Source organism: Rhizobium sp. Leaf371, from assembly GCF_001424045.1.
In the GTDB taxonomy this organism is placed as follows: Bacteria; Pseudomonadota; Alphaproteobacteria; order Rhizobiales; family Rhizobiaceae; genus Ferranicluibacter.
The window spans coordinates 17198-43336 of record NZ_LMQB01000024.1 but is presented as its reverse complement, the minus strand read 5'-3'; the positions used below and the strand labels follow the sequence as shown (position 1 = coordinate 43336).

General features: G+C 60.8%; 26 protein-coding genes. 14 read left to right on the top strand and 12 right to left on the bottom strand.

Going from position 1 to position 26139, the window contains the following annotated elements; all coding sequences use genetic code 11:
- Positions 1-19 precede the first annotated feature (19 nt).
- From ASG39_RS14255 to ASG39_RS23365, 6 genes are all read right to left on the bottom strand, one after another.
- Positions 20-1015 (bottom strand): KpsF/GutQ family sugar-phosphate isomerase, encoded by a 996-nt coding sequence (locus ASG39_RS14255; protein ID WP_062595659.1) that lies wholly within the window; start codon positions 1013-1015, stop codon positions 20-22.
- 54 nt (positions 1016-1069) lie between these two features.
- Complete coding sequence (gene kdsA, locus ASG39_RS14250; RefSeq protein WP_062595658.1) at positions 1070-1915, bottom strand: 3-deoxy-8-phosphooctulonate synthase; 846 nt, start codon at positions 1913-1915, stop codon at positions 1070-1072.
- A 156-nt stretch (positions 1916-2071) separates the two neighbouring features.
- A complete protein-coding gene (locus ASG39_RS14245; protein ID WP_156468152.1) occupies positions 2072-2842 on the bottom strand; it encodes an ABC transporter permease in 771 nt (256 codons plus the stop codon).
- A gap of 255 nt (positions 2843-3097) precedes the next feature.
- Positions 3098-3871: a class I SAM-dependent methyltransferase gene (locus ASG39_RS23375; RefSeq protein ID WP_082477254.1), complete on the bottom strand. Its 774-nt coding sequence runs from the start codon at positions 3869-3871 to the stop codon at positions 3098-3100.
- Positions 3868-6147 (bottom strand): glycosyltransferase, encoded by a 2280-nt coding sequence (locus ASG39_RS23370; protein ID WP_082477253.1) that lies wholly within the window; start codon positions 6145-6147, stop codon positions 3868-3870. Before ASG39_RS23370 ends, ASG39_RS23375 begins: the two co-directional genes overlap by 4 nt.
- 31 nt (positions 6148-6178) lie before the next feature.
- Positions 6179-6562 carry a hypothetical protein gene (locus ASG39_RS23365; protein WP_244481241.1) on the bottom strand — a complete coding sequence of 128 codons (384 nt, stop codon included), beginning with the start codon at positions 6560-6562 and terminating at the stop codon, positions 6179-6181.
- Between the two features lie 71 nt (positions 6563-6633).
- On the opposite strand from ASG39_RS23365, the gene ASG39_RS23360 reads away from it, so the two are divergent.
- The 4 genes from ASG39_RS23360 to ASG39_RS14225 all read left to right on the top strand — a co-directional run bounded on the left by ASG39_RS23360 (position 6634) and on the right by ASG39_RS14225 (position 10480).
- Positions 6634-7698, top strand: coding sequence for a right-handed parallel beta-helix repeat-containing protein (locus tag ASG39_RS23360; protein WP_156468151.1), 1065 nt, complete (start codon positions 6634-6636; stop codon positions 7696-7698).
- Between the two features lie 125 nt (positions 7699-7823).
- Positions 7824-8012: a hypothetical protein gene (locus tag ASG39_RS14235; RefSeq protein WP_062595656.1), complete on the top strand. Its 189-nt coding sequence runs from the start codon at positions 7824-7826 to the stop codon at positions 8010-8012.
- A gap of 439 nt (positions 8013-8451) precedes the next feature.
- Positions 8452-8691, top strand: a complete 240-nt coding sequence (locus tag ASG39_RS14230; protein WP_062595655.1) for a hypothetical protein — start codon at positions 8452-8454, stop codon at positions 8689-8691.
- 139 nt (positions 8692-8830) lie between these two features.
- Positions 8831-10480 (top strand): AMP-binding protein, encoded by a 1650-nt coding sequence (locus ASG39_RS14225; RefSeq protein ID WP_062595654.1) that lies wholly within the window; start codon positions 8831-8833, stop codon positions 10478-10480.
- A 97-nt stretch (positions 10481-10577) separates the two neighbouring features.
- On the opposite strand, the gene ASG39_RS14220 is transcribed toward ASG39_RS14225, so the two are convergent.
- The 4 genes from ASG39_RS14220 to secA form a co-directional block, all read right to left on the bottom strand.
- Positions 10578-11858 (bottom strand): GNAT family N-acetyltransferase, encoded by a 1281-nt coding sequence (locus ASG39_RS14220; protein ID WP_082477251.1) that lies wholly within the window; start codon positions 11856-11858, stop codon positions 10578-10580.
- Complete coding sequence (locus tag ASG39_RS14215; protein WP_062595653.1) at positions 11855-13321, bottom strand: lipopolysaccharide biosynthesis protein; 1467 nt, start codon at positions 13319-13321, stop codon at positions 11855-11857. Before ASG39_RS14215 ends, ASG39_RS14220 begins: the two co-directional genes overlap by 4 nt.
- 100 nt (positions 13322-13421) lie before the next feature.
- Positions 13422-14063, bottom strand: coding sequence for a LysE family translocator (locus tag ASG39_RS14210; RefSeq protein ID WP_062595652.1), 642 nt, complete (start codon positions 14061-14063; stop codon positions 13422-13424).
- Positions 14064-14247: 184 nt separating this feature from the next.
- On the bottom strand, positions 14248-16968 hold the full coding sequence (gene secA, locus ASG39_RS14205) for a preprotein translocase subunit SecA (RefSeq protein ID WP_062595651.1): 2721 nt from the start codon (positions 16966-16968) through the stop codon (positions 14248-14250).
- A 269-nt stretch (positions 16969-17237) separates the two neighbouring features.
- Here secA and ASG39_RS14200 point away from each other — a divergent pair, with 269 nt between their 5' ends.
- The 6 genes from ASG39_RS14200 to ASG39_RS14175 all read left to right on the top strand — a co-directional run bounded on the left by ASG39_RS14200 (position 17238) and on the right by ASG39_RS14175 (position 21586).
- Positions 17238-18131: a peptidylprolyl isomerase gene (locus ASG39_RS14200; protein WP_062595650.1), complete on the top strand. Its 894-nt coding sequence runs from the start codon at positions 17238-17240 to the stop codon at positions 18129-18131.
- A 202-nt stretch (positions 18132-18333) separates the two neighbouring features.
- Complete coding sequence (gene argJ, locus ASG39_RS14195) at positions 18334-19575, top strand: bifunctional glutamate N-acetyltransferase/amino-acid acetyltransferase ArgJ (RefSeq protein WP_062595649.1); 1242 nt, start codon at positions 18334-18336, stop codon at positions 19573-19575.
- A 41-nt stretch (positions 19576-19616) separates the two neighbouring features.
- Positions 19617-20393, top strand: a complete 777-nt coding sequence (locus ASG39_RS14190; protein WP_062595977.1) for a GNAT family N-acetyltransferase — start codon at positions 19617-19619, stop codon at positions 20391-20393.
- Positions 20394-20395: 2 nt separating this feature from the next.
- Entirely contained in the window at positions 20396-20812 is a 417-nt protein-coding gene (mutT, locus tag ASG39_RS14185) for an 8-oxo-dGTP diphosphatase MutT (protein ID WP_062595648.1), read from the top strand.
- Between the two features lie 250 nt (positions 20813-21062).
- Entirely contained in the window at positions 21063-21383 is a 321-nt protein-coding gene (locus tag ASG39_RS14180) for a hypothetical protein (RefSeq protein ID WP_062595647.1), read from the top strand.
- A gap of 29 nt (positions 21384-21412) precedes the next feature.
- Complete coding sequence (locus tag ASG39_RS14175) at positions 21413-21586, top strand: Flp family type IVb pilin (protein WP_062595976.1); 174 nt, start codon at positions 21413-21415, stop codon at positions 21584-21586.
- A 76-nt stretch (positions 21587-21662) separates the two neighbouring features.
- On the opposite strand, the gene ASG39_RS14170 is transcribed toward ASG39_RS14175, so the two are convergent.
- Positions 21663-22532, bottom strand: coding sequence for a methyltransferase domain-containing protein (locus ASG39_RS14170; RefSeq protein WP_062595646.1), 870 nt, complete (start codon positions 22530-22532; stop codon positions 21663-21665).
- 243 nt (positions 22533-22775) lie between these two features.
- Here ASG39_RS14170 and ASG39_RS14165 point away from each other — a divergent pair, with 243 nt between their 5' ends.
- From ASG39_RS14165 to ASG39_RS14150, 4 genes are all read left to right on the top strand, one after another.
- Positions 22776-23501, top strand: coding sequence for a ComF family protein (locus tag ASG39_RS14165; RefSeq protein ID WP_062595975.1), 726 nt, complete (start codon positions 22776-22778; stop codon positions 23499-23501).
- A gap of 109 nt (positions 23502-23610) precedes the next feature.
- A complete protein-coding gene (gene grxC / locus ASG39_RS14160) occupies positions 23611-23868 on the top strand; it encodes a glutaredoxin 3 (protein WP_062595645.1) in 258 nt (85 codons plus the stop codon).
- 13 nt (positions 23869-23881) lie between these two features.
- Positions 23882-24745: a carbon-nitrogen hydrolase family protein gene (locus ASG39_RS14155; RefSeq protein WP_062595644.1), complete on the top strand. Its 864-nt coding sequence runs from the start codon at positions 23882-23884 to the stop codon at positions 24743-24745.
- Positions 24742-25170, top strand: coding sequence for a DUF1178 family protein (locus ASG39_RS14150; protein WP_062595643.1), 429 nt, complete (start codon positions 24742-24744; stop codon positions 25168-25170). Before ASG39_RS14155 ends, ASG39_RS14150 begins: the two co-directional genes overlap by 4 nt.
- Before the next feature lie 18 nt (positions 25171-25188).
- On the opposite strand, the gene ubiG is transcribed toward ASG39_RS14150, so the two are convergent.
- A complete protein-coding gene (ubiG, locus tag ASG39_RS14145) occupies positions 25189-25938 on the bottom strand; it encodes a bifunctional 2-polyprenyl-6-hydroxyphenol methylase/3-demethylubiquinol 3-O-methyltransferase UbiG (protein ID WP_062595642.1) in 750 nt (249 codons plus the stop codon).
- Positions 25939-26139 lie beyond the last annotated feature (201 nt).

The following is a 26139-nucleotide window of genomic DNA, read 5'->3' as shown; positions in this document are numbered from 1 at the left end:
CCGATAAGACTTTCGAGCCTCAGGCCACGCCGGCGCGCAGAAGGTCGTGGAAATGGACGATCCCGATGGGTCTGGTGTCTTCGTCCACCACCAGCAACGCCGCGATCCCGTGCTTGCTGAGGATCGCCATGGCTGCCGTCGCCAGTGTCGCTTTTCCCACGGTCTTCGGATTGTGGGTCATGATCTCGTCGATGGTCATCAGTCCGAGACGACCGTCGAGATGACGGGCGATATCGCCATCCGTCATGACGCCGCACAGGCGTCCGTCATCGTCCACCACGCCAACGCAACCGAAGCGCTTGGCCGACAGCTCGTGGATCGCGTCCGGCATGGAGCAGCCTTTCGCCACGAGCGGCAGGTGGTCGCCCGTGTGCATGAGATCGCTGACATGCGAGAGCATGGCGCCGAGCTTGCCGCCGGGGTGATATACCCGGAAATCCGTGGCCGAGAAGCCGCGCGCTTCGAGCAGCGCAACGGCAAGGGCGTCGCCCATGGCAAGCTGCATCAGCGTCGAGGTCGTGGGCGCCAGTCCGTGCGGGCAGGCTTCCGTCGCCTTCGGCAGAAGCAGCACGATGTCGGCTCCGCGTGCCAATGCCGAGTTTTCGCCCGATGTCAGGGCGATCAGCGGCACCGAAAAGCGGCGGGTGAAGGACACGATGCCTTGGAGTTCGGCCGTCTCGCCGCTCCAGGACAGCGCCAGCACAACGTCCGCCGCGGTGATCATGCCGAGATCGCCGTGATTGGCTTCGACAGGATGCACGAAAAAGGACGGCGTGCCGGTCGATGCCAGGCTGGCGGCAATCTTGCTGCCGATATGGCCGCTTTTGCCGATGCCGGTGATGATGACCCGGCCTTCGCTGTCGCCGATCAGCGCCGTTGCCTTGCGGAAGGCATCGCCCAGGCCATTGGCCATGGCTGATTCGAGAGCTTCCAGCCCCTGTTTTCCGAAGGAGAGTGTCCGCAGCGCGGAATCAATCACATCGTGTTCGACGAGTTGCAAAGCGCGTTTGATCATGCCGCGACTCCTTCCAATATTTTCGTGTCGAAGGTCCTTGGGACCAAATTGCGTCTAAGCCTTGGCGATCGCGTCGAAGGCGAGCAGTTTTTCGAGAAGCTGCGGCATATCCTTCAGATGCACCATGTTGGGGCCGTCGGACGGGGCATTGTCGGGATCTTCGTGCGTCTCGATGAAGACACCGGCGACGCCGACGGCGACGGCTGCGCGTGCCAGCGTCTCCACGAACTCGCGCTGGCCGCCCGACGATCCGCCTTGCCCGCCCGGCTGCTGCACCGAATGCGTCGCATCGAACACGACCGGCGACCCGAGCGATGCCATGATCGGCAGCGATCGCATGTCGGAGACGAGCGTGTTGTAGCCGAACGAGGCGCCGCGCTCGCACAGGAGCACGTTCGGATTGCCACTTTCGAGAAACTTGCTCTGGACGTTCTTCATGTCCCAGGGCGCCAGAAACTGGCCCTTCTTGACGTTGATCGCGAGGCCTGTCTTTGCCGCCGCCACCAGCAGATCCGTCTGGCGCGACAGGAAGGCCGGGATCTGCAGGATATCGACGGTCGGCGCGACGAGCGCGCACTGTTCTTCCGTGTGGATATCCGTCAGAACGGGAAAGCCATATTCCTTCTTGAGATCGGCGAAGATCTCCATCGCATTCTCAAGCCCGATACCGCGCTTGCCGGACATCGACGTGCGGTTGGCTTTGTCGAAGGACGACTTGTAGACGAGGCCGAGACCGAGCTTGGCGCAGAGCTCCACCATGGTGCCGGCGATCATGAAGGCATGATCTCGGCTTTCCATCTGGCAGGGACCCGCGATCAGCGACAGCCGGCCGGCGTTGGAAAAGGTGATTTTGTGCGCACCTTTGCCGACGGACACTTCAGAATTGGGCGCGACGGCCATGTCATTCTTCCTTGAAATCGAACGGGATGCTTGTCCCGGAAAACTGCCCCGTAAACATATTTTAATGCACAACGCAATGTTTTGGGTCATCAAAAGAAAGGACGAGCGACGATATCAATAACATAAAAATCTAATATACAGAATCTATAATACGACTCATCGGCTTCGCAGAACTCGTTTAGACGATGTGAACAAGCACATTCCAAAGGCCAACGCCGAAAATGCGAAAATATACATGTAAAACGGATCATATCCCGCTGCTCGATACTCAGGATAAAATCCCTTGCGGAAAGATATAATCATATGAGCGACTGGATTGATTAAAATAATATCCCTTAGCTGGGTGGGTAGAGAGTCGGGAAGATAGAATACGCCAGAAAGCATAAATAGGGGTCGGCTGATAATGCTGAACAACTGTTCGTAGAGAGGAGACTTTTGAAATAAAACAACATTTGTAAAGGCAATACCTAAGGCTAATAAACTCGCCGCGGTAGTGCCCTCTATTAACGGTACCCAAGTAATCTCGACTGGATGCTTAAGTGTCGCAATTATTGGTAGCAACACGGCGATGCTAACTACAATATTCGTACCGAACTGCAGAATGAGGCGCGCGACGACGGTGTCGATAGGTGCCACGTTGGGGTAGGCGAGAAGCGCTCGATTGCTTGTTACCGCGCTTGTCACGTAACCGGCCGCTGATTGATAAAATTGAAATCCGAGGTATCCCGTTGCGAAGAACAAGACGAAGCTGTTGCCCAAGGGAGGATGTCGAGCAATCCCCATAAAGATAAACGACATGAAAGCAATGTGCGCAATCGGGTCTAAAACGGCCCAGGCATAGCCTCCGGGTTTGCTGCCAAAGCGCGTTGACATCTCACGAATGACAAGCGCTGCGACCACTCGATAATGTGACTGGATTACTTTCAACGAACGAGCCTTCCCAACTCTGCCCTCATTCCAAGCACCAACTTGCGCTATAGTCATTGAATCTCGTCAAAATCAAGGTAGGGGACACCAGTCGGGCACCGCTCCGCAACTAAAGGTTCATTATAATAAGGTGAGAACAACTTAGTACACCGATGATGGGTTAATTTTCAGCTTGGTAGCATTTCGGGCATTCGCAGATTTCTGCGCGGCTTAAGGACTTACCAAAAAACAGATTTTTTCCTGCACGCTGATCAACTACTGCTGATGCGGTTTTTCACGTTTGCTTAATATCTCATGCAAGATGGCCAGGCTGCTTCCTCCAGTATTCTGGTGCCGCCTGTTACTCAACGTAGTTGCTATCGTGCAAACAAGCTGCTGCGGGTTTGAACGTCTGCAGTCAATATTTAAAAGAGTAGCGTCTGGACAAAATCGCCAAAAAGTTGCCAACCAACCGGCGGGAGACATAACCGTAAGGTGACTGTGACCGTCATCGTAACAAGCGACGACATGATATTGAGCCATCGCCGATGAGCAGATTTTAGCAATGAGACCAGGCAGATCCTGCGGTGTAAAATGTTCAAGAACGTCCGCGGAGCAAGCTAAATCCACAGGTGGAAGCTTTAACTGCAGTATGTTTCCTTGATGAAATCTGACGTTATCCGGAGTCGAAATCATCCCTGGTGATAATGCCCAGTCGAAGGCATGTACTTTTTGCACAGAACCTGCCATCAGTTTTGAAAACTGACCATTTCCGCAGCCGATCTCTACTACGGTACCGCCCTGAGCACGTTGAAGAATTGGAGTGAGTTCGGAAACTAGCCAGTTGTTTTCCTGATATGCCTCATCACCTTGATGCAGTCCTTGATAATAATCGGAAGTGAGTAAAGCGTTTGTTCGTGGGCGCACGACCGTTCGCGCATCGACATATGTTGCAGCACTTTCGACTTTGAAGCCAAATTTTGAGAGAAGAAACGCATTTCGCGTTTCTGAAGCCATAAGAGCTGCTAATTCCGCCTTCCGGTTTTTCATTGGCTACGTCCACGAGCAGTATAATCCAAGCGCATCTGAAGGATTTTATCAATGGCCTGCTCAATCTCGATAAGGTTCCCCGTATGCGAATCAACATAGACGGACTGCTGGATGCAGGATACGTAAAAGAGTTCTTCAATAGTCCTTCTCTGCGATCTACGTCCTATTGGTGTCCTGTCATCAGTAAGTCCCCAACCCGCAAAGAAGGGAATCCCAAATGTCACAACTTTCTTTTGCCGGAGCAATGCTTCAAAGCCAACCTGCGAGGAAACGGTATAAACTGTATCGCAATTATCAATAATCGACCCGATAGGCACATTATCTGGAAGAACCTTGATTTCCTTAACTCCCCGATTCCGATACGAGTTCATATTTCTCTGGATGCTATCTGGGTGCCTTTTAAAGTAAATAGGTTTTCCCGGGTTGTCTAATATAGCCGAAGCGAGCATTCTCTCGAAGGTACTGTCATTGGCGCCGGCAAACTCAATTGATGCATCGCCCTTTTTCTGGTCGATAACTAAGACTGCTCCCGGGTCAAGCTGATAAAGGTCTGTTGTGTCATTGTATTTGTTGTACTTAGTTATCTTTTCAGCGCAGATTCGCTGAATCAACGACTGGACACGATTTCGATCACTTTGACTGATAGACCAAGATGGATCGTTCAGTGTGCGTTCGATCCGCGAGGGTTGCCTAGCATCAAAATAATATCCAAGATCATCAAGCATAAACCCCAGGGCCCGCTTCTCATCAAGTGTTGCGTCAGGATCGAAATATGACGCGAAAGCACCGAAGAGAGCTACCTCGACAAAATACAACGGTCGATCATATAGGAATGCTGATTGCACGCATTCCCAAAACATAACTTGATCTTTGCGTTGCGATAGCAAGAATACCGCATCTGGAATTTGATCTGTAAAATATTTGAAGTTAGCGGTTCGAGTAATTGTTTTTATGTTTTCCGCGTAGCCGCCGTCCATATCGTGCAAATTGACATTAGCCATAATGCGCGAAAATTCTGGTAGCGACTCAACCGCTGCTTTTGCATTGAAAGACGACGATGCGTTTTGCTGGCGCGAGATGAGGAGCTGTTTTAGATCTATGCTAGTACCTATCCGAGCTGATGGCGTCGATTGCGATAAGGTCGGCGATGTTGTAGGCGGTAGCTTAATCGCTGCAAGCTTCCGCTGCAGTTCCAAGACAGCAAGTCGCGTTTTGCGTATGCGAATGAAACTTAACACAATGCTTGGAAATATAACTTTAAAATATCTCCCGATGGACATTTTGGAGGATTTCTTATTCTTTATCAAATCTTTTGAAATCGATTTGCTTTTTGCTTTCTTTTTTTCCTCTATTATTTCATTAACGGGAATGTTCACAATGTCTCGATAGGGTGACAGCGCTAGATACTTAAACCACGTATCGGCTTTCGGGTGTTCTAGCGATATCCATGGCTTTCGCTTTAGGGTATAATGTATAATCGCAGGAGATTTAATTGCTGCTGCGGCAATGTTTGGGCGTATGAAGTTTTCGACGCCAGCATGCTCTTTGACCCAATTCGGCCTGAACATTGAACCATGCACGTTCCATTCCGTTGACACGTAGCCTATCGCATCATGGAATAGTTCTGCAATAATCTGCTGATCGCCTAGCATTAGACGATAGCGGTTTGCCGTGAGATACGCGTCAATTATATTGTTAAAACCAATGGATCTCATGACGTTGACGTCAATGAGCATAACTCCTGCGTTTATATGGCGAGCATCTTCTCGAATACCGAATCGCGCATTGTAGGTCTTAGAGATGGTATCTTCGACGCCTGCGAAAATATTGCCAGACATCGGTTGATTAAACAGCACATCCAGAGATGACAAAATTACTAGATCACTATCTAGATAGAGTGCTTTCTCGACGTCTCCAGGCAGTAGTGAATGGAGTAGTAGTCGATAGTAAGTCGCAATCGATATTCCTTCGCTTGTCCTGATGTTTGCAAATTGACCTGCCTTGACGATGATCTGTTCAAGTTCGAACGGAAAAATTTCTTTGAGGCTTGAGACTCGATGGAATTCCGTTTCGGGAAGCTCTTCATCGAGAAGAACGAATACACGTATTGGGAGTGTGCCGGTGTAATTTTTTAAAATTGAAGCTAATGTCACGGACGTATATGCGATGTATCTAGAGTCAGATGCAAATACAATGTTCAATGTAGAGCTATCGGGCTCGGTAGGCTTTAAAGCGCGAATGCGCTCAATAGCTATATTGTGCAAGCTGGTAGGCATATTATCCTCCGGAGGAAGGCTTAAGTTATGGCTATTGACCGCGAGTTCTTTCTAATTCGCTCAGGGCAGCCATGCAAAGCGCGATCATCGGGGTGGCTGCTTGACAAACCGGCGAGCGTCCGATTTTTGCGCCACCGGCCCCGGGTTCCCAACTGCAGGCTCCGATGTGTCCAGGCGCAACTTCTTGGGCAAGTCTGTAAGCATCAAACAAATTAGATGTATAAAATGGAACGTTTGCCGTGTCGTTCGACGTGGGTACAAGCCACAGTGTTCGTTCCTTATTCGCCCCCGTTTTGGGATCCGTGAAGGGCTCTACTTTCTTCCGCCAGCCGAGAATTTCGGCGATCTCCAGCTCTATTGCGCGATCTGGACCTTTTATCGCCTGTAGCTTTTGTAACAAAGCCTGTATGCTCATTTATCAGTCCCCTGAATTCGGAAAGGCATATTGCTATTAGCGTACCTAAACTGACAACGAAAGCTCAAAGCGTGAAAGTGACCGCTCTGGCGATGGTGCTCGTTTTCGTGTCCTTCCCGCTGAATGTGCGGGCTGCTGGTCAGACGGATACGGTGTCGAAAGCGGCACAAAACTGCTCGGTCGATCAGATACGAGAACTGTTGCGCACTGATACGCTTGAGCCCTTCATTTTGCCGTGTAGCGCAACGCTTTCTTCCGATGCGAGAGTGACAAGACAAGTGATCATTGAGGGCTCCGCAGCGTCGGCTACAACATTTAATTGCAACGGTGCAGTGCTTGATGGATCAGGATTGCCTGAGTCTTCCGAAGTGGCACAATTGTTGGTGAGATCGAAGCCTACTACGGGAATTTGGGATCGGCCAAGTGATGTAACGATCCAGAACTGTCGTTTCCTCGGTTCTGCGAAGGTGTATGGGCTTGGGTTGAGTGGTAACGCAAAGCGTGTTCGCGAGTCTTCTCTCAATGCGGACCACACAAACTTTGCTCAAGCGTCGGCTCCGACGCGTATTCTTTTCTCTAACGTCATTTTTGAGACGACTGGCCGTCTTCCTCTGTACTTAGCGCCTGGGGTTACAGCGGTAACAGTTCGCGACTCTAGCTTTATTGGTCGTGTTCGGACTGTTGCGATTTATCTCGATGCGGAGTCGGCAGGTAACCGAATTGAAGGCAATGTGTTCGAGATTAGCTCTGAAAAGCGGGAACTGATTGCTGTTGATGGCTCTGCCAATAACATTATTCAACGAAATACATTTAGCCACGTCAAGAATGGTGGCGTTTTTTTATATCGAAATTGTGGAGAGGGAGGAACTATACGTCACCAAACGCCACATGGGAATTTGATAAGTGGAAACCTCTTCGTCATTGAAGGAGGCAAACCCGCAGTTTGGCTCAATTCTAGGAATGGGAATAGCAATTTTTGTTTTATTGACCCTAAGCATCCTTTTGGAAGTAGTCTTAGTTCTTTAGACTACGCGAAGAATAATACCGTTGTGAAGAATGTTGTAGTGGGAGCTGGGTCTTTTTCAATCAAAAATAATGACCCCAGCAATGTGGTCGCCAATAATGTATTTGAATAAAATATAATTTTTGTGATCCATGAAGTACTCGCTATGCACTAGTCCTTGTCAGGAAGCCACACATTGCCCCTTTACGTTGACCCCTAAAACCGCATCGCCTCCTCATTAGAACCAAAGAGGCTGGCATGGTTGAGAAACGGTATGGGGTGCGGCAGGAGCGGAGTGGGGTTTGGACGGTCGTCGATGAGATGACCGGGCTGCCGGCGGCGTCGGATGGGCGTGATCTGACCGGGCTTGAGAAACAGGATGCGCGGGATATTGCCGAGGTGTTGAACCGGGACGATCGGTTGCGGCGGGGGAGTTCGCTGGTTTAAAGGCTTTGCCGTCTTCTCAGGCGTGTGCCGCGCAGGGAACCACAGGGAGCGATGCCGGAAGGGTCTTGTCGTGCGGGCGTCGCCTGCGAGGAAAAGGGGTGCGCGGACGCTCTACAAACCGCGCGTGACGAGACAATCGCATGCCAATCCTGAATGCTTGGTAAAGATTGGGTGGTCGATGGCTTTTGAGGCCGGGGTTTTTCGGAATATCTCCTTTTACGGGCGTTTTTCCGTAAGCGGGCTTTCGGGCCATCATGTGTGCGGCGGTGTATGGGCTATTGGCGGGCGGTAACACGGTGCGGGCCGGGCTCGTCGTTGCGAGTGTATCAGGTCGAGACATGTGCTGCGGCTTCTTAACCGGGTTGGGGCAAGCGGTTTGCCGAAAGGGGACAGTGCGTGCCATTCTGAAGTCATCACTTACAGATCAGGAGGCGCTTTGTTGGCACAGGCTTCTTTTCCAGTTTCCACCATCCGCATTCCGGAGCGGGCCGAGGTCGATGTCGTCACGAGTGCGGTCTTTGCGTGGTGCGCAGAGCGGCGGATCGGGCTGCGGACGCAGGCCGGCGTCAGTGCCGCAAGCGCTGCGATCGCGCTTTTCGAGAGCGGCTACCGGACACAGGATGCGCTGTTTCATGCGCTTCACGGCTTGAGCGGCACCGACATGGCGCAGTATGGCTGAGGCGGGACGCGCGCGGGGCCTGCAGATCGCGCGCGTCAGGACGTGGGAGCGATCGTGTCGCCGTCGATTGATCTGGCGACCGGGGCGATGGTAGGATCGGGGCGGCCGCCGTGTCGGTCTTATCTTCGCTTGGCGGTCCATGGTTCCCACCTCATCCACCTTACCCTTCCGCTATGACGCGCTGATCCGGGATTTCGCCTGGGACATTCCGGGGCGGTTCAATATCGGCGTGGCCGTGAGCGATGCCTGGGCGGCACGGGAGCCGGAGCGCGTCTGCCTGCAGCATTTCCATGCCGACGGGCAGCACGAGGCTTTGACCTATGGTGCCTTTGCCGCGCGGTCCTCCGCGCTTGGCGCCGGCCTTCTTGCGCGCGGGGTCCGGCCGGGCGATCGGGTCGCGATCCTGCTGCCGCAGGGGTTCGAGGCGGCGATCGCGCATGCCGCGATCTACAAGCTCGGGGGCATCGCCCTGCCTCTGGCGCTTCTCTTCGGCGTCGAAGCCCTGGAATACCGGCTGCGGGATGCCGGCGCCTGCGCCGTCATCACCGATCCTTCCGGCGTGGCCCGGTTGTCCGCTCTCCGGGCGGGGCTGCCCGATCTGCACCTGATCGTCTGCACGGATGGCGGCGAGGGCGTGGCCGACGCGGACACGACGGTCGGGTTCGATCGGCTCTTGGCGACGGATGCAAGCGGCTTTGCCGCGGCCGACACCGAGCCGGACGATCCGGCATTGATGATCTACACATCCGGCACCACGGGCCCGCCGAAAGGTGCGCTGCACGGCCATCGGGTGCTGCTCGGCCATCTCCCCGGCTTCCAGTTTCACCATGCCGGCCTGCCGCAGGCGGGCGATCGCATGTGGACGCCGGCCGACTGGGCCTGGGCGGGCGGGCTGCTGAATGCGCTGTTGCCGTCGCTTCTGCTCGGTGTTCCCGTCGTGTCGTCTCCGGCGCAAAAGTTCGATCCGCATATGGCGTTCCGCATCCTGTCGGAGATGAAGGTTCGCAACGCGTTCATTCCGCCGACGGCGCTGCGGCTGATGAAGGCGGTCGAGGATCCCAAGGCGCAGTATGCTTTCGATCTTCGCACGGTCGGGGCGGCGGGGGAGGCGCTGGGGCGCGAGACCTTCGAACAGGCGTCGCGGGCGCTTGGCGTCGTGATTGCCGAGTTCTACGGGCAGACGGAGTGCAACATCGTGATTTCCTCCAGTGCCGCCTATGGCGTGCTGAAGGCGGGATCGATGGGGAAGGCGGCGCCCGGGCATGTGGTCGAGATTATCGACCGTGACGGAAAGGTCCTGCCGCGCGGGCAGGTGGGCCAGGTCGCCGTGCGGCGACCCGATCCGGTGATGTTTCTCGGCTACTGGGGCAATCCGGCGGCAACGGAGGCGAAGTTCATCGGCGAATGGATGACGACCGGCGACCAGGCGGTGATGGATGCGGACGGCTATATCAGCTTCTTCGGGCGCGACGACGATGTCATCACCTCGTCCGGCTTCCGCATCGGACCGAGCGAGGTCGAGGATTGCCTCGCCGGCCATCCCGCCGTCCGCATGGCCGCCGTCATCGGCAAGCCGGACCCCGTTCGCACCGAGATCGTGAAAGCCTATGTCGTTCTGGCCGAGGGATACACGGCGTCCGACGCGCTGGCCGCGTCCCTCTCCGACTGGGTGAAGACGCGGCTGTCGATGCATGAATATCCGCGCGAAGTCGCCTTTATCGATGCGCTGCCGCTGACGACGTCGGGCAAGATCGTGCGGCGGTTGCTGCGCGACGCCGAGGTTGGGTAGGGATCTTGGGCAGGGCAGGCGCGCTCGCCGGCGATTGCGGGCTCGCCAGAGGGGCCCCCGGCCTCTGTGCTCGAAGGCATTTCGTCGCTGGAAACGCTTAGCGAAAACTCTTCGGCGCAAGCGCGCGCATCTTCTCGCGCAGCAGGCGGGCCATGTTGCGGGTGTTGCGGTAGAGGTGGAGCTGGGTCGCGACCTGGCGCACGTCGCGGTCGCGGTTGGCGCGAAGACCGATGACGAGCGTGCCCATCTCCTCGCGCTCTTTCCAGAAGCGGCTCATGATCGGGTGATCGGGCACGGCGCAGCTGTCGGATTTCGTGATGTTCGGATCATCGAGATGCCATTCGGTCAGCGCGTGCAAGAGCAGCTTGCCGGGGGAATAGCGGGCATAGGTCTCGTCGTAGCCGGTCTTCCAGGTATAGGCCTCGCCGCCCATCATGAAGACGACCATCGAGGCGATGGCGACGCCGTCGAGATCGATCGTGTGAATGCGCACGGCATCGGCTTCGGCAAGGTTGGTGATCGCCTCGCGGGCAAAGGCCGCGCGGTAACGGTCCATGACGATGGCCGTGCGCTGGCGTCCCTTCCAGCCGGAGGCTTCGAGCGCCAGGAATTCCTCCATGCGCAGGCGGATCTCTTCCGGCTGGCGTGCGACCGCGTGGGTCACCGTGCCGAGGCGGGAAAGCAGCGTCCACTGGCGCCGCACTTCGCGAAGATGTGCCGAACTGATCGCGCCGCGCAGATAGGTGTCGCCATCGAGCGGGCTTTCGAGCACAGGCCGGCTGAACGTGTCGGTCACTGTCAGCGGCAGGTTCCGGCTGATGGCGACGGCGCGGGCGAGACGGGCGAGCGGACCCTTGAGGCGGAGGTCGGGCAAGACCAGGATCGGCGGCAGGCCTGCTTGCGGATTGGCCAGCGCCTCGAACAGGTTGTCGAGCGTTTCCGCGGCTTCCTCGGTATCGAGCAGCGGCGTGCCGAGCGGGCCGAACGGATTGGACCAGACGCGGATGATCGGCGTGCCGATGGCAAAGCCCGGCTTTTCCACCGAAAACGGCATCAGAAACCGCAGCCGGCTGCGGGTTTCGCTGCGGTCGCGAATGATCGCGAGCCGCACGACGCGATCCTCCAGGCGGGGCATGGCGGGGGCGAGGAAACGGCCGGAAAAGAACACGTTGGGCTCGATCGCCCGATGCGACAGGAAATCGAGTTCTTCCTGCAGATCGTAACCGGCGCGGGCGGGATAGACGCAGAATTCACGGCCCGAGCGCCCGATCGGCACCAGCGTGTCGGCAGGGATGTGGTCATGGGCGAGCGGCTCGCGGCGGGGCACCCGGGAGGGCCGGTCGTTGGCGTCTGTCGGGAACTGGGGCGTGGCGCTCATGGTCGGCTGGCCTCTGCATCCATCGGTCTCGTCCTTGCCGTGCCGGCATCGAGACGGTCTGTCCTGACGGGTCTGGAATGGGGATCGGCAAAGGCAAACAGCCGGATGCCGAAGGTATGGCGCACGGCGACGTGCAGCAGGACCGCCTCGACCATCATGGCGCCCGCGGTTGCCAGAGCGGCACCCGTCAGGCCGAAGACCGGGATGAGGGTGACGTTGAGCGCAATGTTGGCGGCAAGGGCGGCGGCGTAGAGCTTGACGCAGAGCGCCTGCTGGCCCCCCATCGTCAACAGCGCTTCCGCCGGGCCGATGAAGGCCTTGGCCATGATGCCGGCAAACAGGATCGCCATCAACGGATAGCCGGACACGAAGGCCGGACCGAACAGCGACAGGAGAAAGCCGCCCGAGACGAGCACGCCTCCGCCGACGACGAGCGACGGCCAGAAGCACCACTTCGCGCTTTCGATGGCGATCACGGACAGCTGCTGCCCGTCCATATGGCCCATCGCGGCGGAGAAGCGCGGTGCGGCGGCGGCCTTGACGGCGAACAGCACGAAATGAACGAGCGCCATGGTCTTGGCGGCCGCGAAGTAGATCGCGACGCTTTCCGGATCGAGCGCGATGCCGACCAGCACGACGTCGGAATTCGTCAGCATGAAGCCGAAGCCGTCGATGAGGAAGATCGGCAGGGCGACGCGCAGCCAGGTGCGGAATTCGATCCGGATCGGCCCCGTCTTGTAGCGCCTGCGAAGGCGCCATGTGAGGATGAAGAATTGCCCGACGGTCGCGACATAGGTGGCGGCCATGGCGGCGATCATCGCGGTCTGTGCGGTGGAGGCTTCGCCCAGCCGCACCGCGGCGACCATGAAGACGAGGATGAGCACCGGGCGGACGATATAGGTGGGGCTGAGAGCCGAGACGGCCCAGCTATGGGCCCGCGACGTGCCGTCCATGACATCGCCGAGCGCGATCATCGGCAGGGCGAAGACGCCGAGATACAGCGGCACGAGGTAGTAGCCGTTGACGACGTCGCCGAAGAGGACGAGCCCGCCGATGCCGACGAGCGCCAGCGCGGTGGCGGACAGGAGCGCGAAGATCCGGACCGTCGTCATCATGCCGCGGATTTCGTCATGCGCGTTCAGCGCATGATATTGCGGCACGAATCGGATGATCGCGGTGTGGAACCCAAGACAGGACAGGTTTCCGAACAGCACGACCAGAACCCAGACGAAGACGAAGATACCGTATTCGAACTCGCCCATCATGCGGGCCATGACGATCTGGGAGAGGAAGGCGATGCCGGCGCTGACGACACGGATGGCAAAAGCGACGAGCGCCATGCGCTGGGCGCGATGTTTCGGATCATCGCTGGTGAGCAACGGCTCCAGCCATCGCATCAGCGGCAGGAGCCGGTCCTTCAGACCTTGCGGCAGAAGACGTTCTGCCGTTTGACACGCTGCCATGAACACGAAACGCTACCTGACCTGTACGCCATACGACACGGGCCCGATGATGCCGCATCGGCGTTAACATTCCGTTGGGACGGATGCCCGGACGACAGGATTACGACCGGCTCAACGCCACATTGACGCCGAGGCCGACGAGGATCGTGCCGCCGATCTTCTGCATCAGGCGCTCGGCCCGGCCGGAGGTGCGCAGACGCGCGAGAACGGCTTCGGCGAGCAGGACGCAGACGATATCCGCCAGTGAAAACATCATGTTGACGATGGTTCCGAGAACGACGAACTGGATAGCCACGGGAACGGCGGCGGCGGGATCGACGAATTGCGGCAGGAAGGCGAGGAAGAAGATCGCCGTCTTCGGATTGAGAACCTCGACCATCATGCTCTGCACGAAAGCCCGGCGGGCGGATTTGGGCGCAAGGCCCGGCATGGCGTTCGCGTCGCCCTCGCGGCGGGCCGGCGTGCGGAACATGGCGATGCCGAGATAGACGAGGTAGGCGGCACCGGCGAGCTTGACGACGAGATAGGCCGTCGGCACGGCCTGAAAGAGCATCGACAGACCGGCGGCGGCGGCGGCCACATGGACATAACAGCCGAGGTGAATGCCAAGCGTCGCCATCAGCCCGGCGCGCCGGTTGGCCGCAACCGTGCGGGCGGCCACATAAAGCATGGCCGGGCCCGGCAGGAAGGCAAACAGACCCGTGGTGATGAGGAAGGGAAGGAAGAGATCCAGCGATGTCATGATGTGGTCTCCCCGGGTGCTTGGAAACAGGACTTGCAGGACAATGGCATGCAGCGGACGGCATGCAAAGTGCTTTCAAGCAGACGTCGGTCCATGAATTCGGAAGGATAATCGCCAGAAAAGAAAACACCACGCTCGGTATCGGAGCGTGGTGTTCTCATGGTCGGTCGAGAGAGGCTTTTCCTCAGGCCTCGGTGGCCTCGAAGGCGCCGTGGCAGTGCTTGTACTTCTTGCCGGAGCCGCAGGGGCAGGCTTCGTTGCGGGAGACGCGGCCCCAGGTGGCGGGGTTGGTCGGGTCGCGGTTCTCCGGTGCGACGGTGGCGAGGTTGCGGTCGTCTGCGAATTCGTCCTCGCCCGTCTGGGCGTCGATGTGATGGCCGAACATTTCCGGGGGCTCGGGCTGCGGCGCCTGGGCGGCGTCGCGCACGAGTTCCACGCGCATCAGTTGTGCGGTGACGCCCTGGCGCAGATTGGTCAGGAGCGCCTGGAACAGCTCGAAGGCCTCGCCCTTGTATTCCTGCAGCGGATCGCGCTGGGCATAGCCGCGGAAGCCGATGACGGAGCGCAGGTGGTCGAGATTGACGATATGCTCGCGCCAGAGATGGTCGAGCGTCTGCAGCACGACCGAGCGCTCGACATAGCGCATGATCTCCGGTCCGAAGCGCTCGGCGCGTTCCGTATTGGCCTCGTCTGCGGCGGTGAGAATGCGCTCGCGGATGTCGTTCTCGTCGATGCCTTCCTCGGCCGCCCAGGCGGCGATCGGCAGGTCGAGATTGAGCGTTTCGCGGACGTCGGTGTTCAGGCCCTCGACATCCCACTGTTCGGCATAGGCTTTTTCCGGAATGCGCTTGGCGACGATGTCCTCGATGACCTCGTGGCGCATGTCGGCCACGGTTTCCGAGACGTCCTCGCTGTCCATCATCTCGATGCGCTGCTCGAAGATGACCTTGCGCTGGTCGTTCAACACGTCGTCATATTTCAGAAGGTTCTTGCGCGTATCGAAGTTGCGCGCCTCGACCTTCTTCTGGGCGCGCTCCAGCGCCTTGTTGATCCAGGGATGGACGATCGCCTCGCCTTCCTTCAGGCCGAGCTTCTGCAGCATCGAGTCCATGCGCTCGGAGCCGAAGATGCGCATCAGGTCGTCCTGCAGCGACAGGTAGAATTTCGAGCGGCCCGGGTCGCCCTGACGGCCGGAGCGGCCGCGCAGCTGGTTGTCGATGCGGCGGCTTTCATGGCGTTCGGTCGCCAGAACGTAGAGACCGCCGGCGGCGAGCGCCTTCTGCTTGAGGACCTGCACTTCGGCCTTGATCGCGGCTTCGCGCTGGTCGCGCTCCGGACCCGGCTCCACGTCGTTCAGCTCGGCTTCGATGCGCATGTCGAGATTGCCGCCGAGCTGGATGTCGGTGCCGCGGCCCGCCATGTTGGTGGCGATCGTCACCGCGCCGGGAACGCCGGCCTGCGAGACGATATAGGCTTCCTGCTCGTGGTAGCGGGCGTTCAGAACCTGGAAATTGGTGAAGCCCTCGCGCTTCAGAAGCGCGGCGAGGAGTTCCGACTTCTCGATCGAGGTGGTGCCGACGAGGACGGGCTGGTCGCGTTCGCGCGCCTGGCGGATCTCCTCGACGATCGCCTTGAACTTCTCCTCCGTCGTCCGGTAGACCTCGTCATGGTCGTCGATACGCTGGATCGGCAGGTTGGTCGGCACTTCCACGACTTCGAGGCCGTAGATGTTGCCGAACTCTTCCGCTTCCGTCGAGGCCGTGCCGGTCATGCCGCCGAGCTTCTCGTACATGCGGAAATAGTTCTGAAAGGTGATCGAGGCGAGCGTCTGGTTCTCGGGCTGGATCGTGACCTTTTCCTTGGCTTCCAGCGCCTGGTGCTGGCCTTCGGAATAGCGGCGGCCCGGCATCATGCGGCCGGTGAACTCGTCGATGATGACGATCTCGTCGCCGCGGACGATGTAGTCCTTGTCGCGCTGGAAGAGCTTGTGGGCCTTCAGCGCGTTGTTGACGTGGTGGACGATCGCGACGTTCTCGACGTCGTAGAGCGTCTCGCCCTTGAGCAGGCCGGCCTGGCGCAGCAGGTTCTCGAGCTTCTCGGTGCCGTCTTCGGAAAAATTGGCCGAGCGCTGCTTTTCATCGATCTCGTAATCGGCCTCGTCCAGCATCGGAATGAAGGCGTCGATCGTCGTGTAGAGCTCGGAGCGGTCGTCGAGCGGGCCGGAAATGATCAGCGGCGTGCGGGCTTCGTCGACCAGGATCGAGTCCACTTCGTCGACGATGGCGAAGAAGTGACCGCGCTGGACCATCTGGACCCGCTCGTACTTCATGTTGTCGCGCAGATAGTCGAAGCCGAGCTCGTTGTTGGTCGCATAGGTGATGTCGCAGCCATAGGCCGCCTTGCGCTGGTTGTCCGTCAGCCCATGGACGATGACGCCCGTGGACAGGCCGAGGAAGCCGTAGATGCGGGCCATGGTGGCCGAGTCGCGGCTGGCGAGATAGTCGTTGACGGTGACGACGTGCACGCCCTTGCCGGCCAGCGCATTGAGATAGACGGGAAGCGTCGCGACCAGCGTCTTGCCTTCGCCGGTCTTCATTTCGGCGATGGACTTCTCGTGCAGGATCATGCCGCCGATCAGCTGAACGTCGAAGGGGCGAAGGCCGAGGACGCGGCGGGCGGCCTCACGGGCCACGGCGAAGGCCGGGACCAGAAGGTCGTCCAGGGTCTTGCCGGCGGCCAGCTGCTGGCGGAATTCGACGGTCTTGGCCGCAAGGGCTTCGTCACTCAAAGCCGTCATTTCGGGCTCGAGCGCGCTGATGGCGGCAACACGGGTGTTGTAGCCCTTGACGCGACGATCGTTGGAGGACCCGAAGAGTTTGCGGGCGAGGCCGCCGAGACTGACCATGAAGATGGTCCTTTCATGTGACGTCGGCGTTCCGCGCGTGGGTTCGAATTCCCGTCAACTGCGCCAAAACGCCCGGATCTTGTTCTGGACGCGAGGTTGCGTGACAGATAAGAGGGGGGTCGAATGATGTCAACGGGAGTTGCTGACCGACGTTTCGCTGAAAATGCCGGTTTTGCAAGGCTACACAACGGCCACATTCTGGTGTTTGTGAGGTCGGCGACCCGGCCGCGAAGGGCGGATCCGGTACCCCATCGGGAAAGGTTTACGGAATGTTGAAATCCAGATTGCTCGCTGCCGTGGCGCTAGGCGCCGTGATCGCGATCCATGGGCCGGTCTTCGCCCAGGATGCCGCCGATCCGGTCGTCGCCAAGGTCGGGACCGCCGAGATCCATCAGTCCGAGCTCGATCTCGCAATGGCCTCGCTCGATCCGCAGCTGGCCCAGCTTCCCGACGAACAGAAGCGCGCCGCAGCACTTTCGGGCCTCGTCGACGTGAAGCTGCTTGCCAAGGACGCCGAAGCCGAAGGCGTGCAGAACAGCGAAGACTTCAAGAAGCGTCTCGCCTACCTGACGGACCGCGAACTTCACAACGCCTACTTCAAGAAGCACGTCGTCGATGCCGTCACGGCCGACGAGGTCAAGGCGCGCTATGAGAAGGAAGTGTCCGGGATCAAGCCGCAGGAAGAGGTGAAGGCCCGCCATATCCTCGTGAAAACCGAGGATGAAGCCAAGGCCATCATCAAGGATCTCGATGCCGGCAAGGATTTCGCGACGCTCGCCAAGGAAAAGTCCACCGATCCGAACAAGGACGATGGCGGCGACCTCGGCTACTTCACCAAGGAGCGCATGGTGCCGGAATTCTCCGAAGCCGCGTTCGCGCTGGAGAAGGGCGCCTATACGAAGACCCCGGTGAAGTCGCAGTTCGGCTATCACGTCATCCTTCTCGAAGACAAGCGCCTGCAGCCGCCGCCGCCGCTCGAACAGGTCGAGCCGCAGGTCAAGCAGCTCGTCATGCGCGACAAGTATCTGGCGCTTCTGGCCGATGCCAAGAAGGATGCCGGCGTCGAGATCAGCGACCCCGCCCTGAAGAAGGCCTATGACGAGGCCAACAAGGCCGACGAAGCCGGCGCCACCGAAGGCGACGCCGTCGAAGGCGCCAACTAGGCCGGCACTGGCGGCCGGGGCGGTTCGATCCTCCGGGTGAGGATCAGGGCCGCCTTCGCCCGGCGCGCCGGTCTGTCACGCTGCTGTGACAACCGTCCATCATGAGTGAAAATCCCGAAGGCGATCCTTCGGGATTTTCGTTTGCCGAACCTGCCCTCTGCCGTCTCAGTCTCCTGTCAGCCCTTTCCGCGAAGGTCCTTCCATGTCCGGTTCCGTTTCTCCGCTTGCCCCGAAAACCTTCGCCGACATGCCGCCGGTGCGCGGCGTGCGCATGGCGACGGCCGAAGCCGGCATCAAGTACAAGAACCGCACGGACGTCCTGATGATGGTGTTCGACGCGCCGGCCGCTGTGGCCGGCGTTTTCACGCGTTCGCTCTGCCCGTCGGCCGCGGTGGATTTCTGCCGGCAGAACCTATCGGGCGGCGTCGCCCGCGCCGTCGTCGTCAATTCCGGCAATGCCAATGCGTTTACGGGCGTCAAGGGCCGCGCGGCGACCGCACTGACCGCCACATCGGCGGCCGAGGCTGTGGGCTGCGCGACGGGCGAGGTGTTTCTCGCCTCCACGGGTGTGATCGGCGAGCCGCTGGATGCGACCAAGTTCGCCGGCGTGCTCGGCGACATGAATGCCCGTGGGACCGAAGACGTCTGGCTGGAGGCCGCCAAGGCGATCATGACCACGGACACCTATCCGAAGGTTGCGACCCGCTCGGCGACCATCGGCGGCGTCACGGTGACCATCAACGGCATCGCCAAGGGCGCCGGCATGATCGCCCCCGACATGGCGACGATGCTGTCCTTCGTCGTCACCGATGCCGATATCGCGCCGCAGGCCCTGCAGGCCCTGTTGTCGCAGGGCGTCGGCCCGTCTTTCAATTCCGTGACCGTGGATAGCGATACCTCGACGTCGGATACCTTGATGCTGTTTGCAACGGGTGCTGCTTCGGCCGACGGTCAGGCGCGCGTCGAGGATGCGTCGGATGCGGCGCTCGACGGTTTTCGCGAAGCGCTCAATGCCGTGCTGTTCGACCTCGCCTTGCAGGTGGTGCGGGACGGCGAGGGCGCGCGCAAGATGGTGGCCATCACGGTCGAAGGCGCCGAGAGCGATGCCGCCGCCAAGCGGATCGGCCTGTCGATCGCCAACTCGCCGCTCGTGAAGACGGCGGTGGCCGGCGAGGACGCGAACTGGGGTCGCATCGTCATGGCTGTCGGCAAGGCTGGCGAGAAGGCCGACCGCGACCGGCTGGCCATCTGGTTCGGGGATATCCGTGTTGCCGTCAACGGCGAGCGCGACCCGGCCTATTCGGAAGCGGCTGCGTCCGCCGTCATGAAGGAGCAGGACATCGCCATCAAGGTCGAGATCGGGCTCGGCTCGGGCACCGCGACCGTCTATACCTGCGACCTCACCAAGGAATATATCGAAATCAATGGCGACTACCGGAGCTGAGTGCGAAACCGGGCTCTTGAGACTGCCGACCGGATATGCCGATGCTGGATGAGACGACACGATGGAAGCTGCCGCTGGTGCGGCGTCTGGAAGCGATCGGCTTTCGGGCCTGGCCGGCCGCGACCGCTGCGTATGATGGCAGCTGGCTGGTTCGGATGACGCCGGCCCACGGCTCGCGGCGGCTGAACTCGATCAACCCGCTCGATCCGCATGACGGCAGCGACATGGCCGGCCGGCTGGAGCGGGCTGCCCGGCAGTTTCGCGACGCCGGTCTCGTTCCGACGGTGCGCCAGACGCCGCTGACGCCGTCCGGCCTCGTCGCCCATCTCGATGCGGAAGGCTGGACGCGTCTGTCCGAAACGGTCGTCATGACGGCGGATATTCCGCCGCATCCGGCCAGCGACGAACTTGGTCATGTGCCGCTGCGCGATGTCGGCCGCTTCGTGGACGCGCGCATCGCCGTTGCCGGCGATCCGCCGGAAAGCAGGGCGGCTTTGACCTCGGTGATCGAGGCGATCCGGGCGGAGTGCGGCCTGTTCCTGTTCGAGGAGATCGGGCAGGGACCGACCGCGGTCGCGCTGGCCGTCCAGGACTACGATCTCGCCGGCCTGCTGCTGGTCGCCGTCCGTCCCGACCGTCGCGGCGAAGGCATCGGCCGCGATATCGTCGGCGCCAGCCTGCGCTGGGCGCGGTTGAAGGGGGCCCGCCAGGCGTGGCTTGCGGTCGAGGCCGATAACGAACCGGCGCTGGCGCTCTATCGCCGGCTCGGCTTCACCGAGGCCTACCGCTATCTCTATCGAACGCCGCCTGAGGAATGACCATGGATTCGACCCCGCCCCGCCGGCTGCTGCTCGTTGCCGCCTGCGCCCTCATCGATGGCGACGGCCGTATCCTTCTGGCACAGCGTCCGGAGGGCAAGTCCATGGCGGGACTGTGGGAATTTCCCGGCGGCAAGGTCGAGGCGGGCGAGACGCCTGAGGAGACGCTGATCCGCGAACTGGAGGAAGAACTCGGCATCCGTACCAAGGTGGCCTGCCTTGCGCCGCTCACCTTCGCCAGCCACGCCTATGAGGACTTTCACCTGCTGATGCCGCTCTATGTCTGCCGCCGCTACGAAGGCGTGCCGCAGGGGCGGGAGGGCCAGGCGCTGAAATGGGTGCGGGCGAAGGCGCTTCGCGACTATCCGATGCCGCCGGCCGACGAGCCGCTCATTCCCTATCTGATGGACCTTCTGTAGCGGCCGACCGTTTCCGCCGCTCATCCGCCTTATCCCGAAAACCTTGCCAACCTCTTCCCGAATGCGCCGAAGCAAAGGCCTTTTCGAGGTTCTCCCGCCTGTGCGTTAATGGAACGTTTATCTCCGACGGGCACAATGGCCAACACGTGATGCCGAGTCGCGCCGCCCTTCGGGAGGACGGGACCGGCGCGCGGCGACCGAGGATGGAAAACGGAGCATTCCGCCGCGTCGGAAAGGCAAGAGGCAGGCCATGGTGGACGATGATTTCTGGAGAACGGTTCAGGACAAGGACCTGACGAAGGGCGAGTACCGGCGCACCGGCGTGCTCAATCTTGCGTTGCTGTTCGGGACGGCGGTCATCGCGCTGACGCTGATTCTGACCCCGATGATGGCCAGCAAAAACACGACCAAGGTTCTCGCGAACGCGCCTATCGACTACGACACCATCTCGACGGGCTCGATACCCGACGACAAGGGTACCAAGCGCTACACCGTCCGCCGCAGCGTCCTGCAGGAAATGCCGGGCGCCGTCTGCATCGTCAATGGCGATGGCGGCAAGAGCGGCTGCTGATCAAATCCGGTTTGGAGGGAATGTCCGTGATGCCCATGTTCCAGCGATTTCTCTCCGACCGTCAGGGCGCGACCGCCATCGAATACGGTCTGATCGGCAGCATCATCGCTGTCGCCATCATCGGCGGTTTCGGGGCCATGTCCAAGGAACTGACGAACGTCTTTAATACGGTCACGAACGCTCTCGTGACGCACGGGCAGTAGTGTCCTCACCTTCCGGTGATTGAAAGCGCGCGGCGACCTGTCCGGTGTCGCCGTCGCTTGTTCTCGCGTCCCGTGCTCACGTCTCCTCCACCTTCAGCGCATCTGCGAGACGCATTTTGGCCGAGCCCGGTGCAAGCGGTTTCTGCTGGCTTTCATGCGGTGCCCAGCCCGAGAGGAAGATGACCGAAAAGGTCGCGCGGATGCGGCCGTCCGGATCGGCGAAGCGTTCGGCATAGAGCTCGGCAGCGCGCAGGAACACGGCGCGGGACAGGGGCTTGCGGCTGCGCGCGGCCAGCGGGTTGGTCATCCCCATCGCCTTCAGATCCTTCATCAGCGCAAACAGCGAGGCATAGCGGACCGTATAGGTTTCGGTGTCCGTCACGGGCAGGGCGAAGCCCGCGCGCTGCAGCAGGGCGCCGATGTCGCGGACGTCGGCAAAGGGGATGACACGCGGGCTGGCGCCTCCGGTGATCTCGCTTTCGGCGGCAAGCAGCACCTCGCGCAGTTCCTGCAGCGTGCCGTTGCCGGGAATGGCCGCAAGGAACAGGCCGTCCGGTGCGAGCGCCCGCCGGATCTGGATGAACACGCCCGGCGTATCGTTGGTCAGGTGAAGGGAGAGCGGCGACACGACGAGATTGACGCTGGCGGGTGCGACCGGCACCGTTTCGAGCGGCGCGATAGCGATCTCCTCCGATCCGCCGAAGGCCGCGTCGGTCTCGACGCGCGTAAGCCTGCCGATCTTGCCGGTGGCCATCAAGGCGCGGGCGGTCAAACCGGTATAACCATGCAGTTCGACCGCCGTCTCGAAGCGGCGTTCCACGACCGCGAGCCGCTCGGCAAGATCCTGGCCCACGATGTCGAGCAGGAACTGGGCCTTCTCATCGCCAGCTTTCAGGGCCCGCAGGCGCCGGGCTTCAACAAGAGGCTGGTCAAATACGATATCCACGATAGTCTCCTTCTCTCGGCCTATATCATCGCCGGCGCGCGACTGCGCAAGAGCGGGCGCCATCTTCTAACGGTCGAGCGCGCGGAAGGACGCATCCGGCAGATGGAGGTGGAGTGGCAGCCCGTGGAAACGACGAGCCGAAACGCGGCCGAACGCGCCGACCCGCCGGGCGACGATCCGGATGCGGGTGAGCGCCCCCGCGGCCGCGTCGCGCGCGTCCGCGCCGCGCTCGTTGCGGGATCGCTGGCGGTCGGTCGGCGTGCTGCCGATCTTCTCTATCCGCCGGTCTGTCGCGGCTGCGGCCGCTTCGTTCAGTCGCATGCGGCCGTTTGCCCGCTCTGCTGGGCAAGCCTCCGCCTGATCGAGCGGCCGTTCTGCGAGGTTCTCGGCGTTCCCTTTTCCCACGATCTCGGTCGGGGCATCCTATCGGCCGATGCGATCGCCAACCCGCCGCCGTTCACGCGGCTGCGGTCCGTGGCCATCCATACGGGGATCGCGCGCGATCTCGTGCATGCGCTGAAATATACCGACCGGACGGATCTCGCGCCGATGATGGCGGCCTGGATGCTGCGGGCCGGGGAGGGGGCGGTCGAGGCGGCCGAGGCGATCGTGCCGGTGCCGCTGCACAAATACCGGCTCTGGTCGCGCCGCTTCAATCAGTCGGCGGAACTGGCGCGCGCGCTTGCCCGTCTCTCCGGCCGGCCGATGGTGTCGGAGGCGCTGGTGCGGCAACGGCGGACGGTGCGGCAGGTGGGTCTGGGTGCGGCGCAGCGTCAGGACAATGTGCGCGGGGCGTTCCGGGTGACGGAGGCGGGCCAGCCGCTCGTCGCCGGGCGGCGGATCGTTCTGGTCGACGACGTCTACACGACCGGTGCCACGGTTGCCGCGGCGACGCGCGCCCTGAAGCGCGCCGGGGCGAGCGAGGTGACGGTTTTGACCTTTGCAAGAGCCGTGACCGTGCTTATATGACCGGAGGACGACAGGCGGCGGGGCCAGACGGTTCCAGCCGAACGTGTCGGACATCGCAGGGCATCAGCGTCATGCTGGTGTGGAAACACTCCGAACTCAGGTATCGTTCATGGCTTCCGTCGTACTCTATACCCGTCAGGCCTGTGGCTATTGCTCGGCCGCCAAGAAGCTTCTGTCCAGCAAGGGCGTTTCCTTCGAGGAGCATGACGCGACCTATTCGCCCGATCTTCGCCAGGAGATGATCGCCAAGTCGAATGGCGGCTCCACCTTCCCGCAGATCTTCATCAACGGCCAGCATGTCGGCGGCTGTGATGACCTGCATGCGCTCGACCGGGCCGGCAAGCTCGATCCCATGCTGGCAGCCTGAGGATACCGCCCTCATGACCGTCCGCGTTGCCGCCATCCAGATGTGCTCCGGCACCGCGCCCGAACGGAACGCGGCCGTCCTGGCGGACCTCGTCCGCGACGCGGCCGGGCAGGGCGCGACCTATGTCCAGACCCCGGAAATGACCGGCGCCCTGCAACGCGACCGCGCAGCCCTGCGGGCCGCCCTTCGCGGTGATGACGACGACGTGATCGTGCAGACCGCGCGAAAGCTTTCCGCCGAACTCGGCATCCACCTCCATATCGGCTCGACGGCCATCGGTCTTTCCGACGGGAAGATCGCCAATCGCGGATTTCTCTTCGGGCCGCATGGCGAAAAGATCTGCCATTACGACAAGATCCACATGTTCGACGTCGATCTCGACAATGGCGAAAGCTGGCGGGAAAGCGCGGCCTATACGCCGGGCGAAACGGCTCGGCTCGCCGATCTCCCGTTCGGCAAGCTCGGTTTTGCGATCTGCTACGATGTGCGGTTTCCCGAGCTTTTCCGTCGTCAGGCGGTGGCGGGAGCCGAGATCATGACCGTTCCCGCCGCCTTCACGCGCCAGACCGGCGAGGCGCATTGGGAAATCCTGCTGCGGGCGCGGGCCATCGAGAACGGCTTTTTCGTGGTCGCCGCCGCACAGGGCGGTGTGCACGAGGACGGGCGCGAAACGTTCGGGCATTCGATCATCGTCGATCCGTGGGGCCGTATCCTCGCCGAGGCCGGCCCGAGCGGCGCGGCCGTCATCACGGCGGATCTCGACATCGCTGCCGTCGCCGGCGCGCGCGGAAAGATCCCCAATCTCAAGAATGCGCGGGAATTCTCGGTCGCACCCCTGGATGTCGGCGCCCGGACAAGCGGGGGCGCCATCGCGTGATACGCTATGCGTTGACCTGTGATGCGGGACATGGCTTCGAAGGCTGGTTCGGGTCGAGCGCCGACTTCGATGCCCAGTCCGAAAGCGGACTGGTGACCTGTCCCGTCTGCGGGACGGTAGCTGTCAGCCGTGCGCTGATGGCGCCGGCGCTTTCGACCGGGCGGCGCAAGGACAAGCAGCGCGGCCTGATGAGGGACCAGGCCCAGCAGGCGGCCCTGTCGAAGATCCGCGAGATGGTCTCCACCATTCGCGCCAATGCAGAGGATGTCGGCGAAAAGTTTCCCGAGGAAGCCCGCAAGATCCATTATGGCGAAGCCGATGCCCGCGGCCTGATCGGCCGGGCGACGCTGGAAGAGGCGCGGGCGCTTCTTGAGGAGGGCATCGACGTCGCACCGCTGCCGATCCTGCCCGACGAGGTGAACTGAGACGCTTTCCCGGCTCGATCAGTCGCGGGGGCGCTTGGCGATCATCATGTAGTTGACGTCCATGTCGCGCGAGAGATTCCACTGGTTCGTGAACGGGCTGAAGAAGACGCCGGTGCGCTCCGTGATGGTCAGTCCCGATGCGGAGAGCGGCTTTTCGATTTCTTCCGGGCGGACCAGTTTTTCATATTGATGGGTCCCGCGGGGCAACCAGCGCAGGACATTTTCGGCGGCGAAGATGGCGAGCGCTGCCGCCTTCATCGTCCGGTTGATCGTGGCGACCACCATCAGGCCGCCCGGCCGGACCATGGAGGCGCAGGTGGACAGGAAGAAATCGACATCGGAGACATGCTCGACCACCTCCATGTTGAGAACGATATCGAAGGTTTCTCCGGCCGCAGCCAGCGCTTCGGCGGTCACCGCCCGGTAATCGACGGACACGCCGCTGCCGGCGGCATGGGTTTCGGCGATGCGGATGTTCTTCTCGGAGGCATCGGCGCCGACCACGTCCGCGCCCATGCGGGCCATCGGCTCGGACAGGAGCCCGCCGCCGCAGCCGATATCGAGGACGCGCAGGCCCTCCAGCGAGCGCGGCGCCTTCGGGTCGCGGCCGAAGGTTTCGGCAGCCCGGTCGCGGATGTAGGACAGGCGGACCGGATTGAACTTGTGCAGCGGCTTGAACTTGCCGTGCGGGTTCCACCATTCCGCCGCCAGCGCCGAGAAGCGATCGACTTCGGACTGGTCGATGGTCGTGCGGGCCGCGTCTGTCATGATGTCGTCTCCGGAAAACTCAGGCGTTCTCCGTGAAGTCGTCCGGCACCCCGCTCTTGTCAAGGCCTGCGACATTTCCTCTCTCGCCCCACAGGCGGGATGCGGCCTCCGTTCCTGGGCGCCATGCCTGGGCCATTGCGCGTTTCCGGCAACTTCGCTATGGAACCGCCAACTTCGGCAGGCGCGCGGCGCGCGCAATCT